Genomic DNA, 19,400 nt, shown 5'->3' on the forward strand with positions numbered 1-19,400 from the left:
CGGCGCCGGCTCCACCCGATGCAACGTCACCACGGGTATCACCCTGCTGGTCTTTGCCTGGTACTCGCCAAAACCGGCATCCGTCTCGACCGCGAAACGCTCAGACGCAGTCCCGGGGAATCGTTGTTCGCCAGTTCAGCGCACTGAGCCGTTCACTTCCCTCGTACGCGTCCAACTGCGCGTGCACGACGAACTCTGTCGGCGTGCACGAGAGGATCGTCCGGGTCACGGTCTCCACCTGCCAGTCGCCCCTGCCGAACCGGATCGACCAGACGACCTCCCCCTGTGGCGAGGTGAAGTCCTCGGCCACCCAGCTGTAGGTCTCCTCGGCCCGCTGGGCCACGTCCAGATCGATATCGTCGTAGTGGGTGGTGCCGGGATCCTTCACCACGTGCAGTGCCGAGGAGTAATCCACCAGATTTCGGCACACCTGCCAGCGTTGCTCCCCGGGCCGGACCTTGGTCGTCGGCAGGGGCGCAGGCCCCTTCGGTTCGTCGAACGGACGGGGCGAGACCTCGTCGGACTCGGCGACCGGCCTCACCGGCAGGACGAGGGTGCTGTTCTCCGGGAACACGGAGAGTTGAACGGGTTCTGGCGGTGGCCAGGCCAACGGCCAGTACGAAGTGGACAGAGCGAGCCGGATCCTGTGGTCCGGCGGGAAGCTCTGCGCCACCCCGTTTAGTTCAACTCGAACGCGGTACCGCCGTCCCGGTTCCAGCGGGCGTGGCTCGGCGTGCCCGTCCCGATGGGTCAGGTTCAGCAGACCGTAGGTCACCCTCGTCGCCCTCCCGTCGGGTGCCACGTCAGACAGCCGGGCGGCCACCATCGCCACCGGCCGATCCGCTGCCACCTCCAGCTCCACCGCGGGAGAACCGACGATCTCACAGGTCTCGGCCAGCGCGGCACTGTCGAAGACGAGTGAGCCTCCGTCCTCATCCCGCTGGTCGTAGGGCAGATCCGGCGGAGCGTTGTATGAACACCATTTCCCCGCGTACTGACCCACCGACAGCGGAGACGAGACCATCAGCTCCTCCGGCCCCGCCGGAGGAGCCGCTTCGAGATCGGCCCGCTCCGCCAGGATCCGGTTCCGGGCCAGCCCGTATCGGGTCGGCCGGACATGCGGCGACGGCCAGGACGGCTCCCCGACCCAACGCCCGGGGCGCTCCTCGTACGCCGTCGAGGGCCGCACACTGTCCTGCATCCAGACCCGCAGCATCGGATCGTCCGGTACGTCGTTGTCCTTGCCCTTGAGCCATCGGTCCCACCACCGGACGAGTTCCCGCAGGAAGTCGATCGCCGGTCCCGGCTCGCCGAGGTGCGGATACTTGTGCGACCACGGGCCGATGAGCCCCTTGCGTGGCACGTCGAGGTTGGCCATCAGCCGGAATACCGAGTTGGAATACCCGTCCGCCCAGCCGCTGACCGCCAGCACCGGGCAGTCGATCGCGGTGAAATCCTCGCAGACCGAACCGTGCCGCCAGTAATCGTCGCGGCGCTGGTGCCGCAGCCACTCCTCCAGCCACAGACCGCTGTTCTCGATCCGGTAGAGCCACATGTCCCGCCACCGGTCACCGACGATCGCCGGATCCGGCGGACAGGCGTTGTAGGCGAACATGGTCGAAGCCCAGGACAGATTGTCGCTGAGCAGGCAGCCGCCCATATAGTGCACGTCGTCGGCATAGCGATCGTCGGTGGAGGCGACGGTGACGATGGCCCCGAGCCCTTTCGGCCTGCGGGCGGCTACCTGGAGGGCGTTGAAACCTCCCCAGGAGATGCCCATGATCCCGGTGTTACCGTCGCACCAGGGCTGCTTGGCCAGCCAGGCCAGGATGTCCTCGGCGTCGTCGAGTTCTTGCGACAGATACTCGTCGGTCAGCGCTCCATCCGATTCCCCGGTACCGCGCAGGTCCACTCGCACTCCCGCGTAGCCATGCCCGGCGAGATACGTGTGATGAATCGAGTCACGTGGCGCGGTGAAGTCACGTTTGCGGTAAGGGATGAACTCCAGCACCGCCGGGACCGGGACCTCGTCGGAGGACTCCGGCCGCCAGACGCGCCCGCCGAGCCGAGTGCCGTCGGAGAGCGGGACCCAGACGTGCTCCTCTTCGGTGACTGCGTGCGGGAGCGAATCCACCTCACGCATCAGGAACTCTCCTGTTCCCGTCCGTGCCCCGGTTCAGCGACGTCGTCGAACTCGAACCCGAGCGCCTCGATGCACCGGTCGTACTTCGCCGCCAGCTCCGTCTCATCGGCCGCCGCGGTGTGCACGGTGGCGTAGGCGAAGCTGTAGCTGTCCTGCTCCGGCAACTCGGACAGCCGGTCCCCTTCCTGGGCGAGCAGATGAATCGAGGTGCCGTCGATCGTCCGTTCGACGTCCGCGACTTCCCGCGCGCTCGGCGCCCGGCGGACCACGCCGTCGGTGAAGCGGCGTGCCCACCACTTGGCCGCGACCTCGTACGGCCCCTGCCGATAGGGCAGGCAGGGATCGAGGCCGAGCGCGAGGCGGACCATGCACTGGTGATTCGGTAGCCCGTCGACATCGTCGAAGAGCCTCGCGTGCGACTGCGAGTGCCGGGGATTGACCTCCAGCAGGTTGATCTCATCGGTCTCCGGATCCCAGAAGTACTCGATGTTGAACGCGACCGACGAGAGGCCGATTCGGTCGATCACCTTTGTCGAGATCTCGGTCATGCGCTCGAGCGCGGACCGAGGCAGCTTCGACGGGTACTGGTAGCGCAGGAAACTCGGTGAGTCGGGGTAGGTGTGCGAGTCGACGACCCCGTACACCTGGATTTCCTCGCCGGTGTTGTAGCCCTCCACCGTGACCTGCCTGCCGCCGACCGACTCTTCGGCAAGACATGCCTGCCCGCCTGCTTCGGCGATCTCTGGCGGCAGGTCCACATAGGCCAGTACCGTGTCGAACGCTTCGCCGACCCGGCCGATGCCCTCCCTGATCTGTGCCATCGCCTCGCCGAACTCCGCGACGTCGTGCACCTCGAAGGCGAGCTCCGAGGAGAACGACTTGACCGGCTTGACCCAAAGTGGGTACCGGAGTCCGGCCGGAGGTTCCTCGTCGTCCAGGTCGACCAGGCCGAACCGGGGATGCTCTTCGATCACCTCCCGCTGTTCCAGCCTGCTCCAGTACTTGTGCTCACACTTCAGTACCGACTCCAGGGACGCGGAACGCAGCCCGAACCGGGCACAGAGGATGGGCACCATCGACGAGACGGGAAAGTCCCAGTAGCCGACCACGGCATTGATCGGGTCGTCGAAGGAGCGCAACTGCTCGTCTGCCTTCGTCAGCAGTGCGTCGAACTCGAGCTGCTCCGCGGCGAGCAGGTCGTCCACGCTCAGCAGCGGATGGAACCGGTAGGTGTTGAGGCCCCGGACATCGCGCAGTGTCTCCAGGTTGTCCTGGTCAAGGCCGAGCACGAAGACATTTTCGGACATCAGGATTCTCCTGCCGCCGGAGTGGTCTTGTCGTCTACCGACACGGACTACCCAGCTGCCGCACACTCATGCACATCACCGGCTCGCCCATCACCGTGACTCCGCGGAAGGTGTTGTCGCTGACGTCGCGGGCATCCGGTTCGCGCCGCTGAGACGGCCGACGTTCCGTCGTCGCCGACTCTCACGTAGCGTGAGTGTGTGAATTCCGTATCGCGGGCCGTGGCGCCCGCCTCGCCCGTCTCGTCCGCCCTACCGGTTCTACCCGCTGATGCCCTTCGGGTGGTGGCGTTCGGTGGGTTGGGGGAGATCGGGCGGAACATGACGGTGTTCGAGCACGACGGCAAGTTGCTGATCGTGGATTGCGGGGTGTTGTTCCCGGAGGAGCACCAGCCCGGGGTGGATGTGATCCTGCCGGACTGGTCCGCGATCCGGCACCGGTTGTCCGATGTCGTCGCGATCGTGCTCACCCACGGCCACGAGGACCACATCGGCGCGGTGCCCTATCTGCTGCGCGAACGCCCCGACATCCCGCTGATCGGGTCCCGGCTGACACTGAGTTTCATCGCCGCGAAACTCACCGAACACCGTATCCAGCCCGTCCTGAACGAGGTGAAGGAAGGCGAAACCCTCGACATCGGGCCGTTCGGCCTGGAGTTCCTCGCGGTCAACCACTCGATCCCCGACGGTCTCGCGATCGCGATCCGCACCACCGCGGGCCTGGTGCTGCACACCGGGGACTTCAAGATGGATCAGTTCCCCCTCGACCGCCGCATCACCGACCTGCGCGGGTTCGCCCGCCTCGGCGAAGAGGGCGTCGACCTGTTCCTCACCGACTCCACCAACGCCGACGTCCCCGGATTCACCACCTCCGAGCGCGAACTCACCCCGGCCATCGAGTCGGTGTTCCGCACCACGCAGCGCCGGGTCATCGTCTCCAGCTTCGCCAGCCACGTCCACCGCATCCAGCAGGTCCTCGACGCCGCGGCCGCCCACGGCCGCAAGGTCGCCTTCGTCGGCCGCTCCATGGTGCGCAACATGGGCCTGGCCACCGACCTCGGCTACCTCAACGTGCCCGACGGTCTCGTCGTCGACGCCAAAACCATGGACCGCCTCCCGCCGAACAAGGTCACCCTGGTCTGCACCGGCTCCCAGGGCGAGCCCCTGGCCGCGCTGTCCCGCATGGCCGCCGGCACCCACTCCATCACCGTCGGTGAGGGCGACACCGTGCTACTGGCCAGCTCGCTGATCCCCGGCAACGAGAACGCCATCTACCGCGTCATCAACGGTCTCACCGACCTGGGCGCGAACGTCATCCACAAGGGCAACGCCAAAGTGCACGTCTCCGGGCACGCCAGCGCGGGTGAGCTCGTCTACTGCTACAACATCGTGCAGCCCTCCAACGTCCTCGCCGTCCACGGTGAAGCACGCCACCTGCGCGCCAACGCCGACCTCGCCATCAGCACCGGCCTCAGCCGCGAACGCGTCCTGGTCGCCGCCAACGGTGACGTCATCGACCTGCACGACGGCCACGCCACACACACCGGCGCCGTCGCGGTCCACAACATCTACGTCGACGGCGACACCGTCGGCGGCGTCACCGAGGCCTCCCTCGCCCAACGCCGCACCCTCGGCGAAGAAGGCGTCCTCACCGTCGTCGCCCTCATCGACACCGACACCGGGCGGCTCGCCGAAGACCCCGACGTCCTCGCCCGCGGCTTCGAACACAACGACACCACCTTCACCACCCTCACCCCCGCACTGGAAAAAGCGCTCGCCGGCGCCGCCGAACGCAACATCACCGACACCACCCGCCTCGAACAGCTCATCACCCGCGAAACCGAAAAATGGGCCCGCAAAACCTTCCGGCGCCAACCCATCATCATTCCCGTCGTCATCGAAGCCTGACCCCGCCCGGAAGCGAAACGCCCATGCCTGCCACCCGTTACACCACCATCGCCGACTACAACACCGCCCATCCGAGCAGCCCGATCCCCCTCGATCTCCACACGCGGCAGGCACTGCCCACTTATCACGCCGCCATGGCCGGGCTCGCCGACGACCTTTACGGCACCGGGACCGCACTCACGCTCGAGTTCCTCCCGCAACTGTCCCCCGCCGCGGACGCGCCGGACCACGGTGGCCCTATCCAGCTGGGCAATGTCATCGCAACCAACTGGGGCCGCCCGCCGATCCTCGTCCTGGCCGAGACCGTCCCGCTCGCCGAGGCCCGAAAAGCCATCCTCAACCATTGGCCGACCAGCCTCACCGGTGTGTACACCGCCCTCAGCACCGTCACCGAGGTCAACGGCACGGACCGGCTGCTGGGCTGAGGCCCGGGTCACGGAGCTACGACACCGCTACCTTCGCGCTACACACCCGATCGCACCCTCTGCCAATCTCGGCGTCGTCGAGTAAAGGGCGGGCAAAGTGCCCGAGAAGAGGATGCGATCTTGAACGGTGGGCGTTCACTCGAGGAGATCCTGGAGCGGTACCAGATCCGTGACTCCCGGAGCGAGCTGGTGGACTTCCCGCCCCCGGAGCTGGTCGACGTCGTCAACCCGATTCTGCAACGGCTGGGCAAGGATGTGCCGTCGAGCAAGTGGACCGTCGAGGAGCTCGAGTTGTTCTCGAGGCTCAACCCGGCACAGATGTACGAGTGGTACCAGATCCAGCAGGACTCCTACGTCGTGAGCGAGCAGAACTACTCGGGTATCGACCACACCACGCACAGCCACGTCGATGCCTTCCGGCACACGTACTGGAACGCCAGGATGACCCAGGAGTTCGGGGAGGAATGGGCCGAGGGCTTCGCGACGTCACACGAACAGCGGCCGGGTAACGACCGCCAGTCCGAGGCGATGGACCTGCACAACAACGAACTCGGGCGCAGAATCGCCGTGGAGAATCCCGGCGCGAGTCCCGAGGAGCTCAGCAGGCTGGTCGGCGAAGCCGTGTCGGACGGCGAGGCCATCGTGATCACCGAGGACAGCCGGATCGCCTACAGCGATCAGGTCGAGCACAACGCGACCGTCGCCCCGGAACAGCACGACGAGTCCCATGTGGACCACAACGGGTTCATCGAACCCGACTTCGGCGACACCCGGCCGAAGCGGTTCTGGGAGTAGGCCGATCAGCCGCCGAGCAGTCCGCCACCGAGCTCCAGCACGCCCTTGACGGTGCCTGTCACGGGGTCGAGCAGGCCGCCTTCGGACTGCTCGTCGCTGGTGCCATCGGTGCTCCCGCTGCCGGACCCACTGTCCTTCGTCGCTGATGGTTCCGATGTCTTGCTGGTCGAATCGGTTCGCGGGGCCTGCGTGGTGACCGGTGCGGCGGGAGCCGGTGCGGGACTCGACGTGTCAGCGCGGCCGCCGTCCGGAGTGGACGAACCGGCACTCTCGGGCTTCGCCTGCTCGGCGGGCGCACCACCGTTGTCGCTGCCGCCGGACTGGCGCATCGGCGATGCCACGTCAGTGGTGTCGTTCAGCAGCACGCTCGCCGCCGTGGTCGTCGGTGTCGCTCCGCCACCGGTACGCGTGAACTCGGTCGACATCCCCGGCTGCGCCCCCCTGGGCGCGGCCATCGTCCGGTCGGAGTCGTGCGGAGCATCCCCGACCGGCGAGGACGCGACGGTGGGCTTGAGCGCTACGAGGCCGGCGACGGTCAGGCCGAACAGCACAACCGCCCGGCTCATGGTGCTGGTCCTGCCCAGGCCACTCCTGCGTTCCCGCTGCGCGACCGGCTGCTTACGGAGCGCGGCAGGGGCTGCGGGGGCAACGGCCTCGAACCGGTCCGTCGGTGCGGAGTCCCCGGCGAATTCGATACCTTCACGTCGGAGCAGTTCGGCCACCGGAAGGGAAGCCTGCGACGCCGAGCCGGCGTCCTGCCGGACACCGGCAGCCGCGGTGGCACGCTCACGTGCCAGCAGCTCGGCGACCGTGTACCGGCGGGTAGTGCCCTGCCGCTCGTCCACCACGTTCGTCGACACCTTCAGACCTCTCGTTCGCTGGCGCAGTAGCGCACACTCTCGCAAGTGGCTACCGGCTGTCTGCCGCTGGCGACCGAATACTACCCGTTTGATTGAAAAAGCCAAGACAGTCTCACCTGATGCTATACCGAGAGTGATAACTCTGGTCCGTACCGGAAACACCGGCACGTATGGCGCAGCGGGAATGGCCCGCTTCCCCTCCCGGTTGCGGACATCGAAGGCCACGCGCGGCGTCGCCACGAACCCATGAGGAGCCCAGGATGTCGTTCGTCATGACCACCGAGGAACGCGAGTCGTTTCTTGCCGGAGTCCATGTCGGTGTGCTGGCCGTGGCTCGGGAAGGCCGGGGGCCATTGGCCGTCCCCGTCTGGTACTCCTACGAACGGGGCAGCGACATTCTGATCTGGATGGAACGAGACACCGTGAAGGACGCGGCCATCCGCAAAGCCGGCGTGTTCAGTCTCTGGTCGCGCAGTCCGAGACGACACCGTACAAGTACGTCACCGCGGAGGGCCCCGTCGTCGCGAACGACGAGCCGCCGACGCGCGAGCAGGCACTGACGATCGCCCGGCGCTACCTTCCGGAGGACGAGGCCGTCGGCTACGTGGACAGCGCACTCGGTGCGCGGTCGATCCTGGTCCGGATGCGCCCGGAGAAGTGGCTGAGCAACGACCAGGGAAAATCCACGGACACGTGACGGCCGAGCACGGGCTCCGCCCCGCGGAGGGGAACTCACCAGGAAACGAGCCACCCCGGCCCAAGTCTTGGGCCGGGGTGGCTCGTTTCCTGGTACGGGTTACATTTTCTCCGCGCCGGCCTTGATCGCGTCCCGGATCCGGTTGTAGGTACCGCAGCGGCAGATGTTGCGGATGGTGTCCAGGTCGTCGTCGTCCACCTCGTGGCCGGCCTCGCGTGCCTGCCGGACCTTGGCCACCGCCGCCATGATCTGCCCTGGCTGGCAGTACCCGCACTGCGCGACGTCATACTCCAGCCAGGCCTCCTGCATGGGATGCAGGTCCTTGTCCACCGTCGCGGGCAGTCCTTCGATGGTCGTGATCTCGTCCGTGGGGCTGACGTCGGAGACCCGCACCGAGCAGGGGTTGAACGCCTTGCCGTTGATATGGGATGTGCAGGCCTTGCACACGTTGATCCCGCAGCCGTATTTCGGGCCGTTGATACCGAGCAGGTCTCGGATCACCCACAACAGCCGAACGTCGTCCTCGACGTCGACAGTGACCTGTTCCCCGTTGATCTTGAAAGTGTGCTGGGGCACGAGTGCTCCTTAGTAGGCGAAGTCGAGGCCGTTGGTCGGCGACTGCGGAAGCGGCGGCACCGTGGGCTTCGGCTCGAAGCTCAGGGTGTCGTGGTTGATCGGGAAGCTGGTCGGCATCGTGCCGGTCGCGCGGGCGTAGGCACACGCGACGGCGGCCATCGACGCCGGAACTCCGAACTCTCCAGCGCCGCCGGGATCCCCCGTGGTCGGGGGCATGACGATGATCTGCACGTCGGGCGGGGTGTTCCACTGCCGCGTGTAGAAGTAGTCGTCCCAGCTGCCCTCCAGCAGCACACCGTCACGCAGGTGCAGGCTGGACGTCAGCGCCTGGGCGATGCCGTCCATGAGACCACCCTGCATCTGTGCTTCCAGCCCACGCGGGTTGATCGCCAGTCCGGTATCGATCGCGGTCACGGCCTTGGTCACCCGCGGACCGGTGACGGCGTCGCGGATCTTCCGGTCGACCGTCTCCGGACGGCAGTCGATCTCGATGAGGGTCGCGACCGCACCCTTGTACTCCTTGTGCACAGCGATTCCCTGTGCCGTGCCGCGCTTCATCTTCCTGCCCCAGTTGCCCACCTCGGCGACCTTGTCCAGTACGGCGCGGACCCGGTCGTCGTCGACGAACTCCCTGCGGAACTCGTACGGATCCTTGCCCATCTTCTCGGCGATCCGGTCGATGATCAGTTCCTGTGCGGTACGCACATCGGGGTTGACCAGGTTCCGGACACTGCCGGTGGGAAAGGTGTCGTACTCGTAGATCTCGTTGAGCAACTGCGTGACCGCGCCGGCCTGATACGGAACGTTCACGGTCAACTGGAACACCGGAACGGCGAATCCGGCGAAGTTTCCGATACCGAGTGGCGGCAGTTGCGCGGACATCTGCGTGATGACCTCGCCGAACCCCTGCGTGTAGTCGGTCGCGACACTGGTGTGCCGCTGCTCGAAGGTGAGCACCTCGTTGCCGAGCACGGTAGCCCGGATCCGCGAGGTGCACATGGGATGCATGCGCCCCTGCCTGCACTCGTCGGTCCGATGCCACATCAGCTTGACCGGCTTACCGATCTTCTGCGACGCCTCCGCCGCTTCGAGCACGACGTCGTTGAACATGCGCCTGCCGAACGCGCCACCGGCCTGCTGTACATGCACCCGTACCGCGTTCAGCGGGAGACCGAGCTGCTTGGCCACCTCCTCCTGGCACAGGATCGGTGACTGCAAGGGGGCCCACACCTCCGCACTGTCCGGGCGGACGTCCACCACCGCCGTGTTCGGCTCCAGTGCGGCGTTGTTGCGGAAGTGGAACGTGAACTCGCCTTCCACGGTCTGTGCGAGCAGCGGGACCTCGGGCACCGCGAGCGGAAGCTCGGCGGCTTTGAGCTTCTTCAGCACGGTCTCGTCCGACTCGTCGTCGACGGTGCCGGGCCCCCAGCTCACGTCGAGCGCGTTGACCGCGTCGATGCACTGCCCGAATGTCGCGCCGCGCACCGCGACCCCGGTGGCGACCGCGACGACGTCGGTGACGCCGGGCATCCGCCGGACCTCGTCCGCGTTGTTCACCGAGCGAACGGTGCCCTTGATCGTCGGCGGGCGGCAGATCATCGTCGGCAGCGCGTCGGGGATGTCCAGATCCATCGCGTACTTCTTGCGACCGGTCACGGCCTCCAGCGCGTCGATCCGGTTCTGCGGCGTGCCGATGATGCGGAACTCCGAGGCCGGCTTGAGCTCGGCGGAGACCTCCTTGGTCTCCGTGCTGGCCGCCGCTCCGGCCAGCGAGCCGTAGCTCATGCTGGCACCTCCCGGCGCCTGCACCACACCGAGCTTCGTGGTCAATGTGTTCACCGCGGCGTCGAGTTGGTAAGACGCGGCCGCCAGCAGCCGGCCCCGGGCGATCGCGGCCGCGGTGCGAATCGGCGTGTGCATCGAGATGGTGGTGTTCGAACCGGCGGTGAACTGGTTGAACAGCAGCTCAGGACGCGCGTCGGCGAGGGTGACGCGGATCTTGTCCAGGGGCAGATCCAGCTCCTCGGCGATCAGCATCGCGGCCATGGTCGTGATGCCCTGACCGCTCTCCGCCCTTGGCAGCTCGAACGACGCCGTCCCGTCCTCGTGTACCTGTACCGAGATCAGGTTCGACGTGGGCAACGCGGCGTGCGTCAGCAGATCGTTGAGGTCATAGATCTCCGAGACCTCTGGAGCCGACGGGATCGCGGCCTCGGCCGCGGGTGAGTCTCCGACCAGCCTCGCCGCGGCGACCAATGTCGGCGCGGCGATCAGGTAGCCCAGTACCCGCCGGCGTCCGACTTCACGGCCCTGCCCTCCAGTTGAAGCGGGCTCCTCACTTGGCGATGAACGACGTTGTCCCATCCACTGTCCTCTCAGAACCGATACGCACACGACGATCCCCGTCCGGATTCGTCAGTGCTCCACGCTCACCGGGAAACGGCCGAACACGGCGTCCTCACCGGAGAGTTGCTCCATGATGAACGCCACACGACTCGGATATCGAGGACACACCGCCCAGTCCTGCGTCAAGACGGTTGTGCAATTCGTGCATCAGCAACACGTTCAGGTGAAGGTCGGCTTCTGAGCTGGCGAACAACCGGCGAGCTTACCCCTCGGACCTAATCTGACAGCACTTATGTAAGTGCTGTTACACTCCTCTCGTGACCACTCCGCACCCCGCTTCCGGCCAGGAGAACCCGCCCGGCACACATGGACCGGACCCCACCGAACACACACACTGGGGCCCGCTGCGCGCGCTGCTCAACTCGCTGGACGACGACATCGCCCGGCTCTACACCGAACGTGGTGTGCACGGCATCCGGCCGCGGTTCACCATGCCGCTGATCCGCCTCGGACGACGCGGGCCCATGACCATCCGCGAACTGGCCGAATCCCTGAATCTCACTCACTCGGCGCTGAGCCAGACCGTCAGCGCGCTGCGGCGCGAGGGATTCGTGAGCACTCGCCCCGGTGCCGACGCACGAACTCGCGAGGTCGAGCTGACCGCGAGCGGCAGGGATATCGTGCCGTTCCTCGAGGCTGAGTGGCGAGCGACCGAACAGGCAGTCGCCGAGCTGGACGCGGAGATTCCGTACCCCCTGCTCCAGGTGGTCCGCGACCTGGAGGCCGCGCTCGAACGACGCTCCTTCCACGACCGCATCGCGGGGCGGCTGACCGATACCGGCACCGGGAATCCGTCCACATGAGACTCGTCGACGGCCTGGTGGACACGAGACCGCTACGTGTCAGCCTCGCCTTCCGTCGTTTGTGGATCGGCAGCACCCTGTCGGCCATCGGAGGCCAGCTCGCCGTCGTCGCGGTGCTGTCCCAGGTATGGGAACTGACCGGAAACTCCGTCGCGGTGGGCGCCATCGGCCTCGCGCAGGCGATCCCGATGGTGATCTTCGGGCTCGCCGGCGGAACCCTCGCCGACGCCGTGGACCGCAGGAAACTCGTGCTGCTCACCACGACCGGACAGATACTCGCGGCCAGTCTGCTCGCCGTCCAGGCACTCACCGGCCTTGCCTCACTGCCGCTCGTCCTCGGGCTCGTCTCGCTCCAGTCGGCCTGCGGCGGGCTTGGCGCTCCCGCCAGGAAGACCTTCGTCGTGCGCCTGCTGGACGAAAGTCAGGTGGGCGCCGGTATCGCCCTTTCGCACCTCAGCTTCCAGGCCGCGATGCTCGTCGGCCCGGTGATCGCCGGGGTCATCATCGCCAACTGGGGTGTCGGCACGTGCTATCTGATCGACGCGGTGCTGTTCGGCGCGGCGCTGTACGCGGTACTGCGACTGCCCTCGATGCGCCCGCTCGCCGCCGCGGACCGGCCTGGGCTGCGCGCGATCTGGGCAGGCTGGCAGTTCATCGGCAGGCGACCCGTCATCGGTGGCACGTTACTGGCGGACGTGCTGGCGACGGTCCTTGCCATGCCGATCGCCCTGTTCCCCGCGATCAACGCCGAGCGGTTCGACGGTCGTCCCGAGGTGCTGGGCCTGTTCCTGTCCGCGATCGCCGTCGGTGGCCTCCTCGCCGGCGCCGCCTCGGGCATGGTGACTCGTTCCCGGCGTCCCGCCGCCGTCATGCTCGCGGCGGCGGGACTGTGGGGCCTCGGGCTCACCGGATTCGGTTTCGCCCACTCGCTGTGGCTCGCACTCGGCTGCCAGGCCGTGGCGGGCGCGGCCGACACCGTCTCGGTCATCTCCCGAGGGGCGATCGTGCAGCTCGCCACTCCCGACACTCACCGGGGAAGGGTGAGTTCGGTCGAGCACATCATCGGAGTCTCCGGGCCCGACCTCGGCAACTTCCGTGGAGGGCTGGTCGCCGGGATCACCTCCGCCTCCTTCGCGGTCGTCTCCGGCGGACTGCTCTGCGTCGTCGGCGTGGCCGTACTGGCCGCGGCGAACAGGCCACTGCGCAGGTTCACCCCGTCAGCCGTGCCCGCCGAGCGGTCCGGTTGACTCCCTCGCGTTCTGTTCCCGCCAGCGCCGTGTGTTGGCCAGTGTGGCCATCGGCTGCACCATGCCCGGGTCAAACCGCGTGGGCGGCTCGCCCGCCGCCATTCTGTGCGGCAGTCGCGGATCGGCCAGGGCCGCCCTGCCCAGCGAGAGCAGGTCGGCGTGCCCCTCGTCGAGCACGCGAGCCGCCTGCTCGACGTCGTGCATACCGCCGTTGGCGATCACCGGCAGGCCGCTGATCTTGCGGGCCAGAGCCGTGATTGTCTCCCCGTTGTCCAGCCGGGCCGTGTCGATCCAGTTCCGGCCCTCGCTCGCGATATGGAGGTAGCCGGCGCCCGCCGCCGTCACCGCCGAGAAGATGACCTCCGCGTCGTACGCGCCACCCGGCCACCGGTACTCGAAGTCGTTGACCTTGGTCTGGGACAACCGGATGCCGCGCCAGAACTCGCGCGGCACCGCCTCGGAGATCGCGGCAAGAACCTCGGCGGCGAGCCGCACCCGGTTGTGCACCCCTCCGCCGTAGTCGTCCGTTCGCTGGTTGGTGTAGCCGGTGAGGAACTGGTCGAGCAGGTACCCGTTGGCCGCGTGCACCTCAATCCCGTCGAACCCGGCGCGATGGGCGTTGCGAGCGGCGGCGACGAACCCGGCGACGACCTGCGCGATCTCGGCCCTGGTCAGCTCCCTGGGCACCGGCCACGGGCCGGACCCGCCGTAGTCCGGCATCATCTCCCCCCGCGGCCGGACCGCCGAGGGGCCCGCCGTCTCGGAAAGATGGTGGTTGCCCTGCGACAACGCGCCAGCGTGCATCAACTGGGCCACGATGCGACCACCGGCACGGTGGACCCCCTCGGTCACCTTCCGCCACCCCTCGACGTGTGCGTCGGTGACCAGACCCGGCTGGTTGGCGTAGCCCTGGCTGTGACGGTCGTCGGTGTAGGTGCCCTCGGTGATCACCAGGGCGAAGCCACCGCGGGCGAAGGATTCGTAGTACTCGGCCATCGCCTCGGTCGGCACGCCGTCCTTGGTCGCCGACACACGAGTCATCGGCGCGACCGCGAGACGGTTGGCCAGCTCGGTGTCCTGTATCGATGCCCGCCGCAGAGCGGGATGTGCGCTGGGTGTGGTCATGACCGGGCAGGTCCTTCCAGGTCGAGGAGGAGGGGTTTGGGGGTGCCGCAGTTGATGTCGACGAGGTCCTGGGGACAGGCCGAGACGACCACGACACAGTCCCGTACCGCTTCGAAGGTGATGCTCGCGCCCGCCGCGGCGGGCGAGCGCCGCCAGGAGAGTCCGCCGTCCTGGTCCACGGGAATGTCCATGAAGACGTTCACCGGCTGGGGAACGACGTCGATCTCCCTGCCGTGCGTCTCCGCCGCGAGCCGCAGGTTCTGCGCACACGAAGCGTGCGGGCCCGAGACTCCCAACCCCCGGTACCGTGCGGGGTCACATGCCGGAATCAGCATGTCATGCCTGCCGGGAGAGGTGTCCTCGAGCAACGTCAAGACCGGCTCGCGCCGGTCGGTGACGAACTGCTCCCCCACAGCGGGAAACAACCGGTTCACATGCGCCCTGGTGTGCGCGGCGGACAGATGCTCGGCGAGATCGTCGCCGGTGAAGGCGAAAAGATCGCCGACCTGGCCTCCGGTCTCCGTCGTGACCCGTAGGTGTTGTCCTGCCGCGACACGAACGGCGGACGCCTCCCGTGCGGCTATCTCAATCCGCTCGATCAAAGAGTTCAGCTGCATGCCTTCAGTCCAGCACCGGGACCTCGCATTCTCGATGGAGATATCTCCAGCATTTCAGAAAGCCGCGCAATGATCATCCAATCGATGATCAGCGCTGTCCCACCAGCGCATCGGCCTCGATCGCGAGGAAGACGTCGACCCGGCCCTCTGTGGTGGTGACGTCGTTGCCGGTCAGCTCGGCGACCTTGGCCAAGCGGTTACGCAAAGTGTTGACGTGGATGAACAACTCCGCCGCGGTCGCCGCCCAATGACCGTCGTGCTCCAGGAACGTGCGCACTGTCGCCTCCAGCTGCGAGCCGCGGTTGCCGTCGTGCCTGCGCAGCGGCCCCAGCACACCATCGGCGAACCGCCTGCGCACGTCGTCGTCCTGCGCGCCGAGCAGGAGCCGGTGGGAGGACAGTTCGCTGAAGTTCGCCGCGCGGCGCCCGCTCGCCCGGCGGAGCACCAGGCAGGCGTCGCGTGCCTGCCGCAGCGACGTCCGCAGGTCTCTGGAGTTCTCGGCGATCCCGCCGACTCCGATCACGACCTCACCGGAAATGTCCTCCTCGCCGGTGGCGTCGGCGATCCGCCTCGCGAGCGTCGTCGCGGCGTCCGCGTGCTCGTGCCAGGGGAAGATCGCAACGGTGTCCTGGCTGCCGCCGATCACGACGGCCGGAATCCCCTCCGCGGCCAGGGAGTCGCCGATCAGGTTCCCCAGCGCCCCGTCGCTCGCCACCTCCGCGCCCCGCAGTGCGCCCGCGGCGACGACCAGCGGCCCGTCGGGTCGTACTCCGAAGGCCTCCAGCCTGCTCGCGACCTCGCCTGCCGCGCGACTGCCGGAGAGGATCATCTCCAGGAGTTCGTGGGCGAAGCGGGCCTCGATGGCCCGCATCAACTCGGTCCGGGCGACCTCGAGACTGAGATAGTGTGCGGCCTGGGTCAGCGCCTCGCGCTCGGCCTCGTGAAGCTTCTCGAGCGGGCGCAGGCAGACCAGCGCCGCGTCGGCCCCACCCAATGTGTTGACCAGGAACAACCCGGCCCTGCCTGACGGACCGAGGTCCAACTCCAGCGGCGGCGGGTGCCGCTTGAGTCCTTCCGCTACGCACCTGGCGTCCTCGGCGGTCGGCCGCACACCATCGGCGGCGAGCACCCTGGCCATCCGGTCGATCACCACGAGCGGCACGCGGTGCTCCTTGCGCAGCACCTTGAGGACGCCCGTCGCTCCCGCGCCGCGGGAAATGGCGGCCGCGAGGTCGTTGCCACGGCGCACCGTGTCCACCAGCACCCGCTGTCGCTGTTCCGCGAGCTGGGCGGCGGCCTGCCTGGTGACCTCGGTGAACGGGACGGCTACCGCGAGCTCGACAAGTGGCAGGCCCGCAGCCGCGCAGGCCTCGACGAGATCCGGCGGGGTCACCGGGGTCGAATCGAGCAGGCCGAACACGATGCCCGCACCGTCCGCCCGCGCCACGTTGGACACGAATTCGGCCGCGTTCGCCCCGTCGTGCCAGAGGCCGTTGGTGAGCACCAGTTCCCGGTCCTGAACGTATCCGGAGGGATCGAGCAGCTCCGTGTTGTGCAGCCAGCGCAGCGGCATGTCCAGCGGATCGGATCCGGCGGACTCCTCCTCCGCGCCCGAAACGAGCACGCGGAGTCCGAGCGAGCGGACTTTCACCAGAGACCTGATCGTCAGCACGGTGTAGATACAACCAGTTGGTCTCGGTTTTCCCTAGAGATAGCTCCCTAGCGTGCGATCGAGTGTGCTGGTGCCCTTGTCCGCACCTGCTTCGCCAGTCATCCCACAGCACGGAGGTACGAGATGCCCAGACTCGGGGCACGACGTGACGCGGTCGCGCAGACGGTGGTCGCCGACGACTACCCGCTGACCGAGGTACCGCGCAGCGCCCGACGGGGCCTGCTCTCCCTGACCACCGTCCTGCTCGGTTTCGTGTTCTTCACCCCGACCATGCTCGCGGGGGCACAGGTCGCAACGGCGTTCCGGCCGGGAACACTGCTCACGGTCCTGCTGACCGGCAGCGTCATCCTCGGGACCTACGTCGCGGTACTCGCGGTCATCGGCGCCCGCACCGGGCTCACCACTGTGCTGCTCGCGCGCTACACCCTCGGCAGCGGTGGCTCGAAGTGGGCGGACCTCCTGCTCGGCGGTACCCAGGTGTGCTGGTACGCGGTGACCGCCGCCTTCCTCAGTGAGCTGATCGTGCAGGCCTTCGGCTGGCACGGCTTCGAGTGGCTGGTCATCATCGCCGGCTCAGCGCTCACCGGTCTCACCGCCTATATCGGGTATCGCGGAATCGAGATCCTCAGTGCCGTTTCGGTCCCGCTCATGTTCGTCCTGTGCTGCTGGGTCGTCATCAAAGCGACCGACGAGGTGGGGGGCATCAGCGGCTTCGGCGACATCGACCCGGTCACGACCCTGCCGTGGGCCACGGCCGTCACCATCGTGGTCGGCACCTTTGTCAGCGGTGGGACACAAACGCCCAACTGGAGTCGCTTCGCCCGCCTGCCCCGGCAGGCGTTCATCGCGGCTTTCGGCTCGTTCTTCGTCGCCAACCTGCTGATGCTGGTGTTCGGCGCGGTCGGCGCGCTGGCGTTCGCCGAGGGTGACTTCGTGTCCGTGCTGCTCAGGCTCAACCTCACCGTGGCCGCGGTCATCCTGCTCACGCTCAACGTGTGGACCACTCAGGACAACGCGGCGTACGCGTTCGGTCTGGCCGGCGCGGAACTCACCGGGGTTCGCGGCAAACGTCCGTTCGTCGTCGGTGGGATCGCGATCGCCGTGGTACTCGCCCTCTCCGGCATCTACGAGGCGCTTCCGCAATACCTGATCCTGCTGGGGGTTTTGATTCCGCCACTGGGCGGGACGATCATCGGCGACTACGTGTTCGTGTGGCGTGGTGCGCTGCCACCGGTGGACCGGACCCGATTCGTGCGGTTCCGCTGGACCTGTGTCGCGGCCTACGCGACCGGAACCAGCGTCGCGTTCGTCAGTGACCAGCTGGCGGTCGGACTGCCACCTGTCCAAGGCATTCTCGCAGCGGTGCTCGCGGTGCCGCTGTTCGAGTCGCTGGCCCGGCGCGCTGGATGGCACCACAACCACACCGTGCTCGCCCCGGGTGAACCCGCGACGGCACCGGCGTGAGTGACGACGAACTCCGGCGGCTGGTGGCGGAGCTGGGTGCGGTGCGCACGGCCCACGCCTTCCGCGAGGGCAGGCTGGATCCGGTTGAGGTGTGCCGTGCACTCGCCAAGGCGGCAGGAAAGGCGGACGCCGCGCACACATTCATCACTACGACAACGCAACGAGCTCTTCATGAGGCGGCGGCGAGCCGGGACCGGTACCGCGCCGGACGGGCACGTGGCGATCTTGACGGGGTTTCCGTGGCCTGGAAGGACCTCTTCGACGTCGCGGGGACCCCCACCACCGCGGGCTCGGCGACGCGCGCGGACGCCCCGGCCGCCACGACCGACGCTGCCATCGTCCGGACCCTCACCGAAGCCGGCATGGTCTGCCTCGGTAAGACGAATCTCAGCGAGTTCGCGTTCTCCGGGCTCGGGATCAATCGCTGGTTCGGCACGCCGGCCAACCCACTCGATCCGGCCAGGTTGCCCGGCGGCTCGTCCTCGGGCTCGGCCGTCGCGGTGGCCTTGGGCCTGACGCCGCTGGCGATCGGCACGGACACCTCCGGCTCGGTCCGAGTGCCCGCCGCGTTCTGCGGGCTGGTCGGTTTCAAGGCCAGTACAGGACGCTACGACACGAGCGGAATGATTCCACTCGCGCCCACTCTGGACAGTGTGGGCGTCTTGGCCCGGCAGGTGGCCGACGTCCTCGCCATCGACACGGTCCTTTCGGGAACGTCGCATGTGGATGCATCCGCCGCTGGACCACCGCATGTCGTCGTGCCGACCGGCGAGCTCGTCGAGGATTGCGCGCCCACGGTCGCCGCCGCGTTCACCGAGGCTGTCAGGTGTCTCACGGCAGCTGGATTCAGCGTGCGGAAGCGGAGGCTGGCGAGTCTGGAGCGGGCACAACGGCTGATGGACGACCACGGCACGCTCGTCGTGGCCGAGGCTTACGAACGGTACGGGCATCTGCTCACCGAGCCGCCGGCCCGCGGCGTCGACCCGGCAGTGCTGCGCAGGCTCGCGACATCAGAACCGGGAGGCGCGAGCAAGACGATCCTGCGTCGCGAGCTACCGGCCCTTCGAGAGCAGGTCCGGTCCGAACTGGATGGTGCACTGCTCGGGTTCCCCACGGTTCGCGATCCCGCGCCAGTACTGACTCCGCTGCTCGCTGACGAGCACAGCTACGACGCGGCGAACCGGCGGGTCCTGCGGAACACCATGCTCACCAGCTACCTCGGCATGCCCGGTGTCTCACTGCCCTTCGGGCACGGAAACGTGCTGCTGTCCGCGCCCGCGGGAGCCGATACCGAAGTACTGGCGGCAGCCCGCGAGGTCGAGGCGGTCCTACTCCGGGCACGGCACTGACCTGCCACC

The 19,400-nt window shown here is 67.7% G+C and carries 16 protein-coding genes; 8 read left to right on the forward strand and 8 right to left on the reverse strand.

The window, feature by feature from the left end; translation table 11 throughout:
* Positions 1–100: 100 nt before the first annotated feature.
* Together D0C15_RS01095 and D0C15_RS01100 are read right to left on the reverse strand one after the other, a co-directional pair.
* On the reverse strand, positions 101–2,143 hold the full coding sequence (locus D0C15_RS01095; RefSeq protein WP_116040512.1) for a CocE/NonD family hydrolase: 2,043 nt from the start codon (positions 2,141–2,143) through the stop codon (positions 101–103).
* On the reverse strand, positions 2,143–3,450 hold the full coding sequence (locus D0C15_RS01100) for an ATP-grasp domain-containing protein (protein ID WP_116040513.1): 1,308 nt from the start codon (positions 3,448–3,450) through the stop codon (positions 2,143–2,145). Before D0C15_RS01100 ends, D0C15_RS01095 begins: the two co-directional genes overlap by 1 nt.
* Before the next feature lie 198 nt (positions 3,451–3,648).
* Between D0C15_RS01100 and D0C15_RS01105 the strand changes: the two genes are divergently transcribed.
* From D0C15_RS01105 to D0C15_RS01115, 3 genes are all read left to right on the forward strand, one after another.
* Positions 3,649–5,355, forward strand: a complete 1,707-nt coding sequence (locus D0C15_RS01105) for a ribonuclease J (RefSeq protein ID WP_116040514.1) — start codon at positions 3,649–3,651, stop codon at positions 5,353–5,355.
* A gap of 23 nt (positions 5,356–5,378) precedes the next feature.
* Positions 5,379–5,780 (forward strand): hypothetical protein, encoded by a 402-nt coding sequence (locus D0C15_RS01110; RefSeq protein WP_116040515.1) that lies wholly within the window; start codon positions 5,379–5,381, stop codon positions 5,778–5,780.
* A gap of 120 nt (positions 5,781–5,900) precedes the next feature.
* Positions 5,901–6,575, forward strand: coding sequence for a DUF6973 domain-containing protein (locus D0C15_RS01115; protein WP_116040516.1), 675 nt, complete (start codon positions 5,901–5,903; stop codon positions 6,573–6,575).
* A 5-nt stretch (positions 6,576–6,580) separates the two neighbouring features.
* Here the strand turns inward: D0C15_RS01115 and D0C15_RS01120 are convergent, their stop codons facing one another.
* Entirely contained in the window at positions 6,581–7,435 is an 855-nt protein-coding gene (locus tag D0C15_RS01120) for a hypothetical protein (RefSeq protein WP_116040517.1), read from the reverse strand.
* A gap of 260 nt (positions 7,436–7,695) precedes the next feature.
* Here D0C15_RS01120 and D0C15_RS01125 point away from each other — a divergent pair, with 260 nt between their 5' ends.
* Positions 7,696–7,995 carry a hypothetical protein gene (locus tag D0C15_RS01125; protein WP_425455354.1) on the forward strand — a complete coding sequence of 100 codons (300 nt, stop codon included), beginning with the start codon at positions 7,696–7,698 and terminating at the stop codon, positions 7,993–7,995.
* 236 nt (positions 7,996–8,231) lie between these two features.
* Here D0C15_RS01125 and D0C15_RS01130 read toward each other — a convergent pair whose 3' ends face one another.
* The gene (locus tag D0C15_RS01130; RefSeq protein WP_116040518.1) at positions 8,232–8,708 is read right to left on the reverse strand and encodes a (2Fe-2S)-binding protein; all 477 of its coding nucleotides are present in this window, start codon (positions 8,706–8,708) and stop codon (positions 8,232–8,234) included.
* Between the two features lie 9 nt (positions 8,709–8,717).
* Positions 8,718–11,072, reverse strand: a complete 2,355-nt coding sequence (locus D0C15_RS01135) for a xanthine dehydrogenase family protein molybdopterin-binding subunit (protein WP_116040519.1) — start codon at positions 11,070–11,072, stop codon at positions 8,718–8,720.
* Positions 11,073–11,371: 299 nt separating this feature from the next.
* Here D0C15_RS01135 and D0C15_RS01140 point away from each other — a divergent pair, with 299 nt between their 5' ends.
* Together D0C15_RS01140 and D0C15_RS01145 are read left to right on the forward strand one after the other, a co-directional pair.
* Positions 11,372–11,917 carry a MarR family winged helix-turn-helix transcriptional regulator gene (locus D0C15_RS01140; protein ID WP_245975504.1) on the forward strand — a complete coding sequence of 182 codons (546 nt, stop codon included), beginning with the start codon at positions 11,372–11,374 and terminating at the stop codon, positions 11,915–11,917.
* A complete protein-coding gene (locus tag D0C15_RS01145; protein ID WP_116040520.1) occupies positions 11,914–13,164 on the forward strand; it encodes an MFS transporter in 1,251 nt (416 codons plus the stop codon). Before D0C15_RS01140 ends, D0C15_RS01145 begins: the two co-directional genes overlap by 4 nt.
* Here the strand turns inward: D0C15_RS01145 and D0C15_RS01150 are convergent.
* The 3 genes from D0C15_RS01150 to D0C15_RS01160 all read right to left on the reverse strand — a co-directional run bounded on the left by D0C15_RS01150 (position 13,135) and on the right by D0C15_RS01160 (position 16,578).
* Positions 13,135–14,289: an oxidoreductase gene (locus D0C15_RS01150; RefSeq protein WP_116040521.1), complete on the reverse strand. Its 1,155-nt coding sequence runs from the start codon at positions 14,287–14,289 to the stop codon at positions 13,135–13,137. The genes D0C15_RS01145 and D0C15_RS01150 overlap by 30 nt on opposite strands.
* Positions 14,286–14,906: a DUF1989 domain-containing protein gene (locus D0C15_RS01155; protein WP_116040522.1), complete on the reverse strand. Its 621-nt coding sequence runs from the start codon at positions 14,904–14,906 to the stop codon at positions 14,286–14,288. Before D0C15_RS01155 ends, D0C15_RS01150 begins: the two co-directional genes overlap by 4 nt.
* Before the next feature lie 88 nt (positions 14,907–14,994).
* Entirely contained in the window at positions 14,995–16,578 is a 1,584-nt protein-coding gene (locus D0C15_RS01160) for a PucR family transcriptional regulator (protein ID WP_116040523.1), read from the reverse strand.
* A gap of 123 nt (positions 16,579–16,701) precedes the next feature.
* On the opposite strand from D0C15_RS01160, the gene codB reads away from it, so the two are divergent.
* Positions 16,702–18,042: a cytosine permease gene (gene codB / locus D0C15_RS01165; RefSeq protein ID WP_116040524.1), complete on the forward strand. Its 1,341-nt coding sequence runs from the start codon at positions 16,702–16,704 to the stop codon at positions 18,040–18,042.
* Positions 18,039–19,391 carry an amidase family protein gene (locus tag D0C15_RS01170; protein ID WP_116040525.1) on the forward strand — a complete coding sequence of 451 codons (1,353 nt, stop codon included), beginning with the start codon at positions 18,039–18,041 and terminating at the stop codon, positions 19,389–19,391. Before codB ends, D0C15_RS01170 begins: the two co-directional genes overlap by 4 nt.
* Positions 19,392–19,400 lie beyond the last annotated feature (9 nt).

Source organism: Amycolatopsis palatopharyngis (genome assembly GCF_003385185.1).
Lineage (GTDB): Bacteria > Actinomycetota > Actinomycetes > Mycobacteriales > Pseudonocardiaceae > Amycolatopsis > Amycolatopsis palatopharyngis.

What these genes read in the sequence shown, in the direction of transcription:
- D0C15_RS01110 (WP_116040515.1), top strand. Translation starts at nt 5,379, where the DNA reads ATGCCTGCCACCCGTTACACCACCATCGCCGACTACAACACCGCCCAT.
- D0C15_RS01135 (WP_116040519.1), bottom strand. Translation starts at nt 11,072, where the DNA reads ATGGGACAACGTCGTTCATCGCCAAGTGAGGAGCCCGCTTCAACTGGA.
- D0C15_RS01095 (WP_116040512.1), bottom strand. Translation starts at nt 2,143, where the DNA reads ATGCGTGAGGTGGATTCGCTCCCGCACGCAGTCACCGAAGAGGAGCAC.
- D0C15_RS01150 (WP_116040521.1), bottom strand. Translation starts at nt 14,289, where the DNA reads ATGACCACACCCAGCGCACATCCCGCTCTGCGGCGGGCATCGATACAG.
- D0C15_RS01100 (WP_116040513.1), bottom strand. Translation starts at nt 3,450, where the DNA reads ATGTCCGAAAATGTCTTCGTGCTCGGCCTTGACCAGGACAACCTGGAG.
- D0C15_RS01145 (WP_116040520.1), top strand. Translation starts at nt 11,914, where the DNA reads ATGAGACTCGTCGACGGCCTGGTGGACACGAGACCGCTACGTGTCAGC.
- D0C15_RS01155 (WP_116040522.1), bottom strand. Translation starts at nt 14,906, where the DNA reads ATGCAGCTGAACTCTTTGATCGAGCGGATTGAGATAGCCGCACGGGAG.
- D0C15_RS01125 (WP_425455354.1), top strand. Translation starts at nt 7,696, where the DNA reads ATGTCGTTCGTCATGACCACCGAGGAACGCGAGTCGTTTCTTGCCGGA.
- codB (WP_116040524.1), top strand. Translation starts at nt 16,702, where the DNA reads ATGCCCAGACTCGGGGCACGACGTGACGCGGTCGCGCAGACGGTGGTC.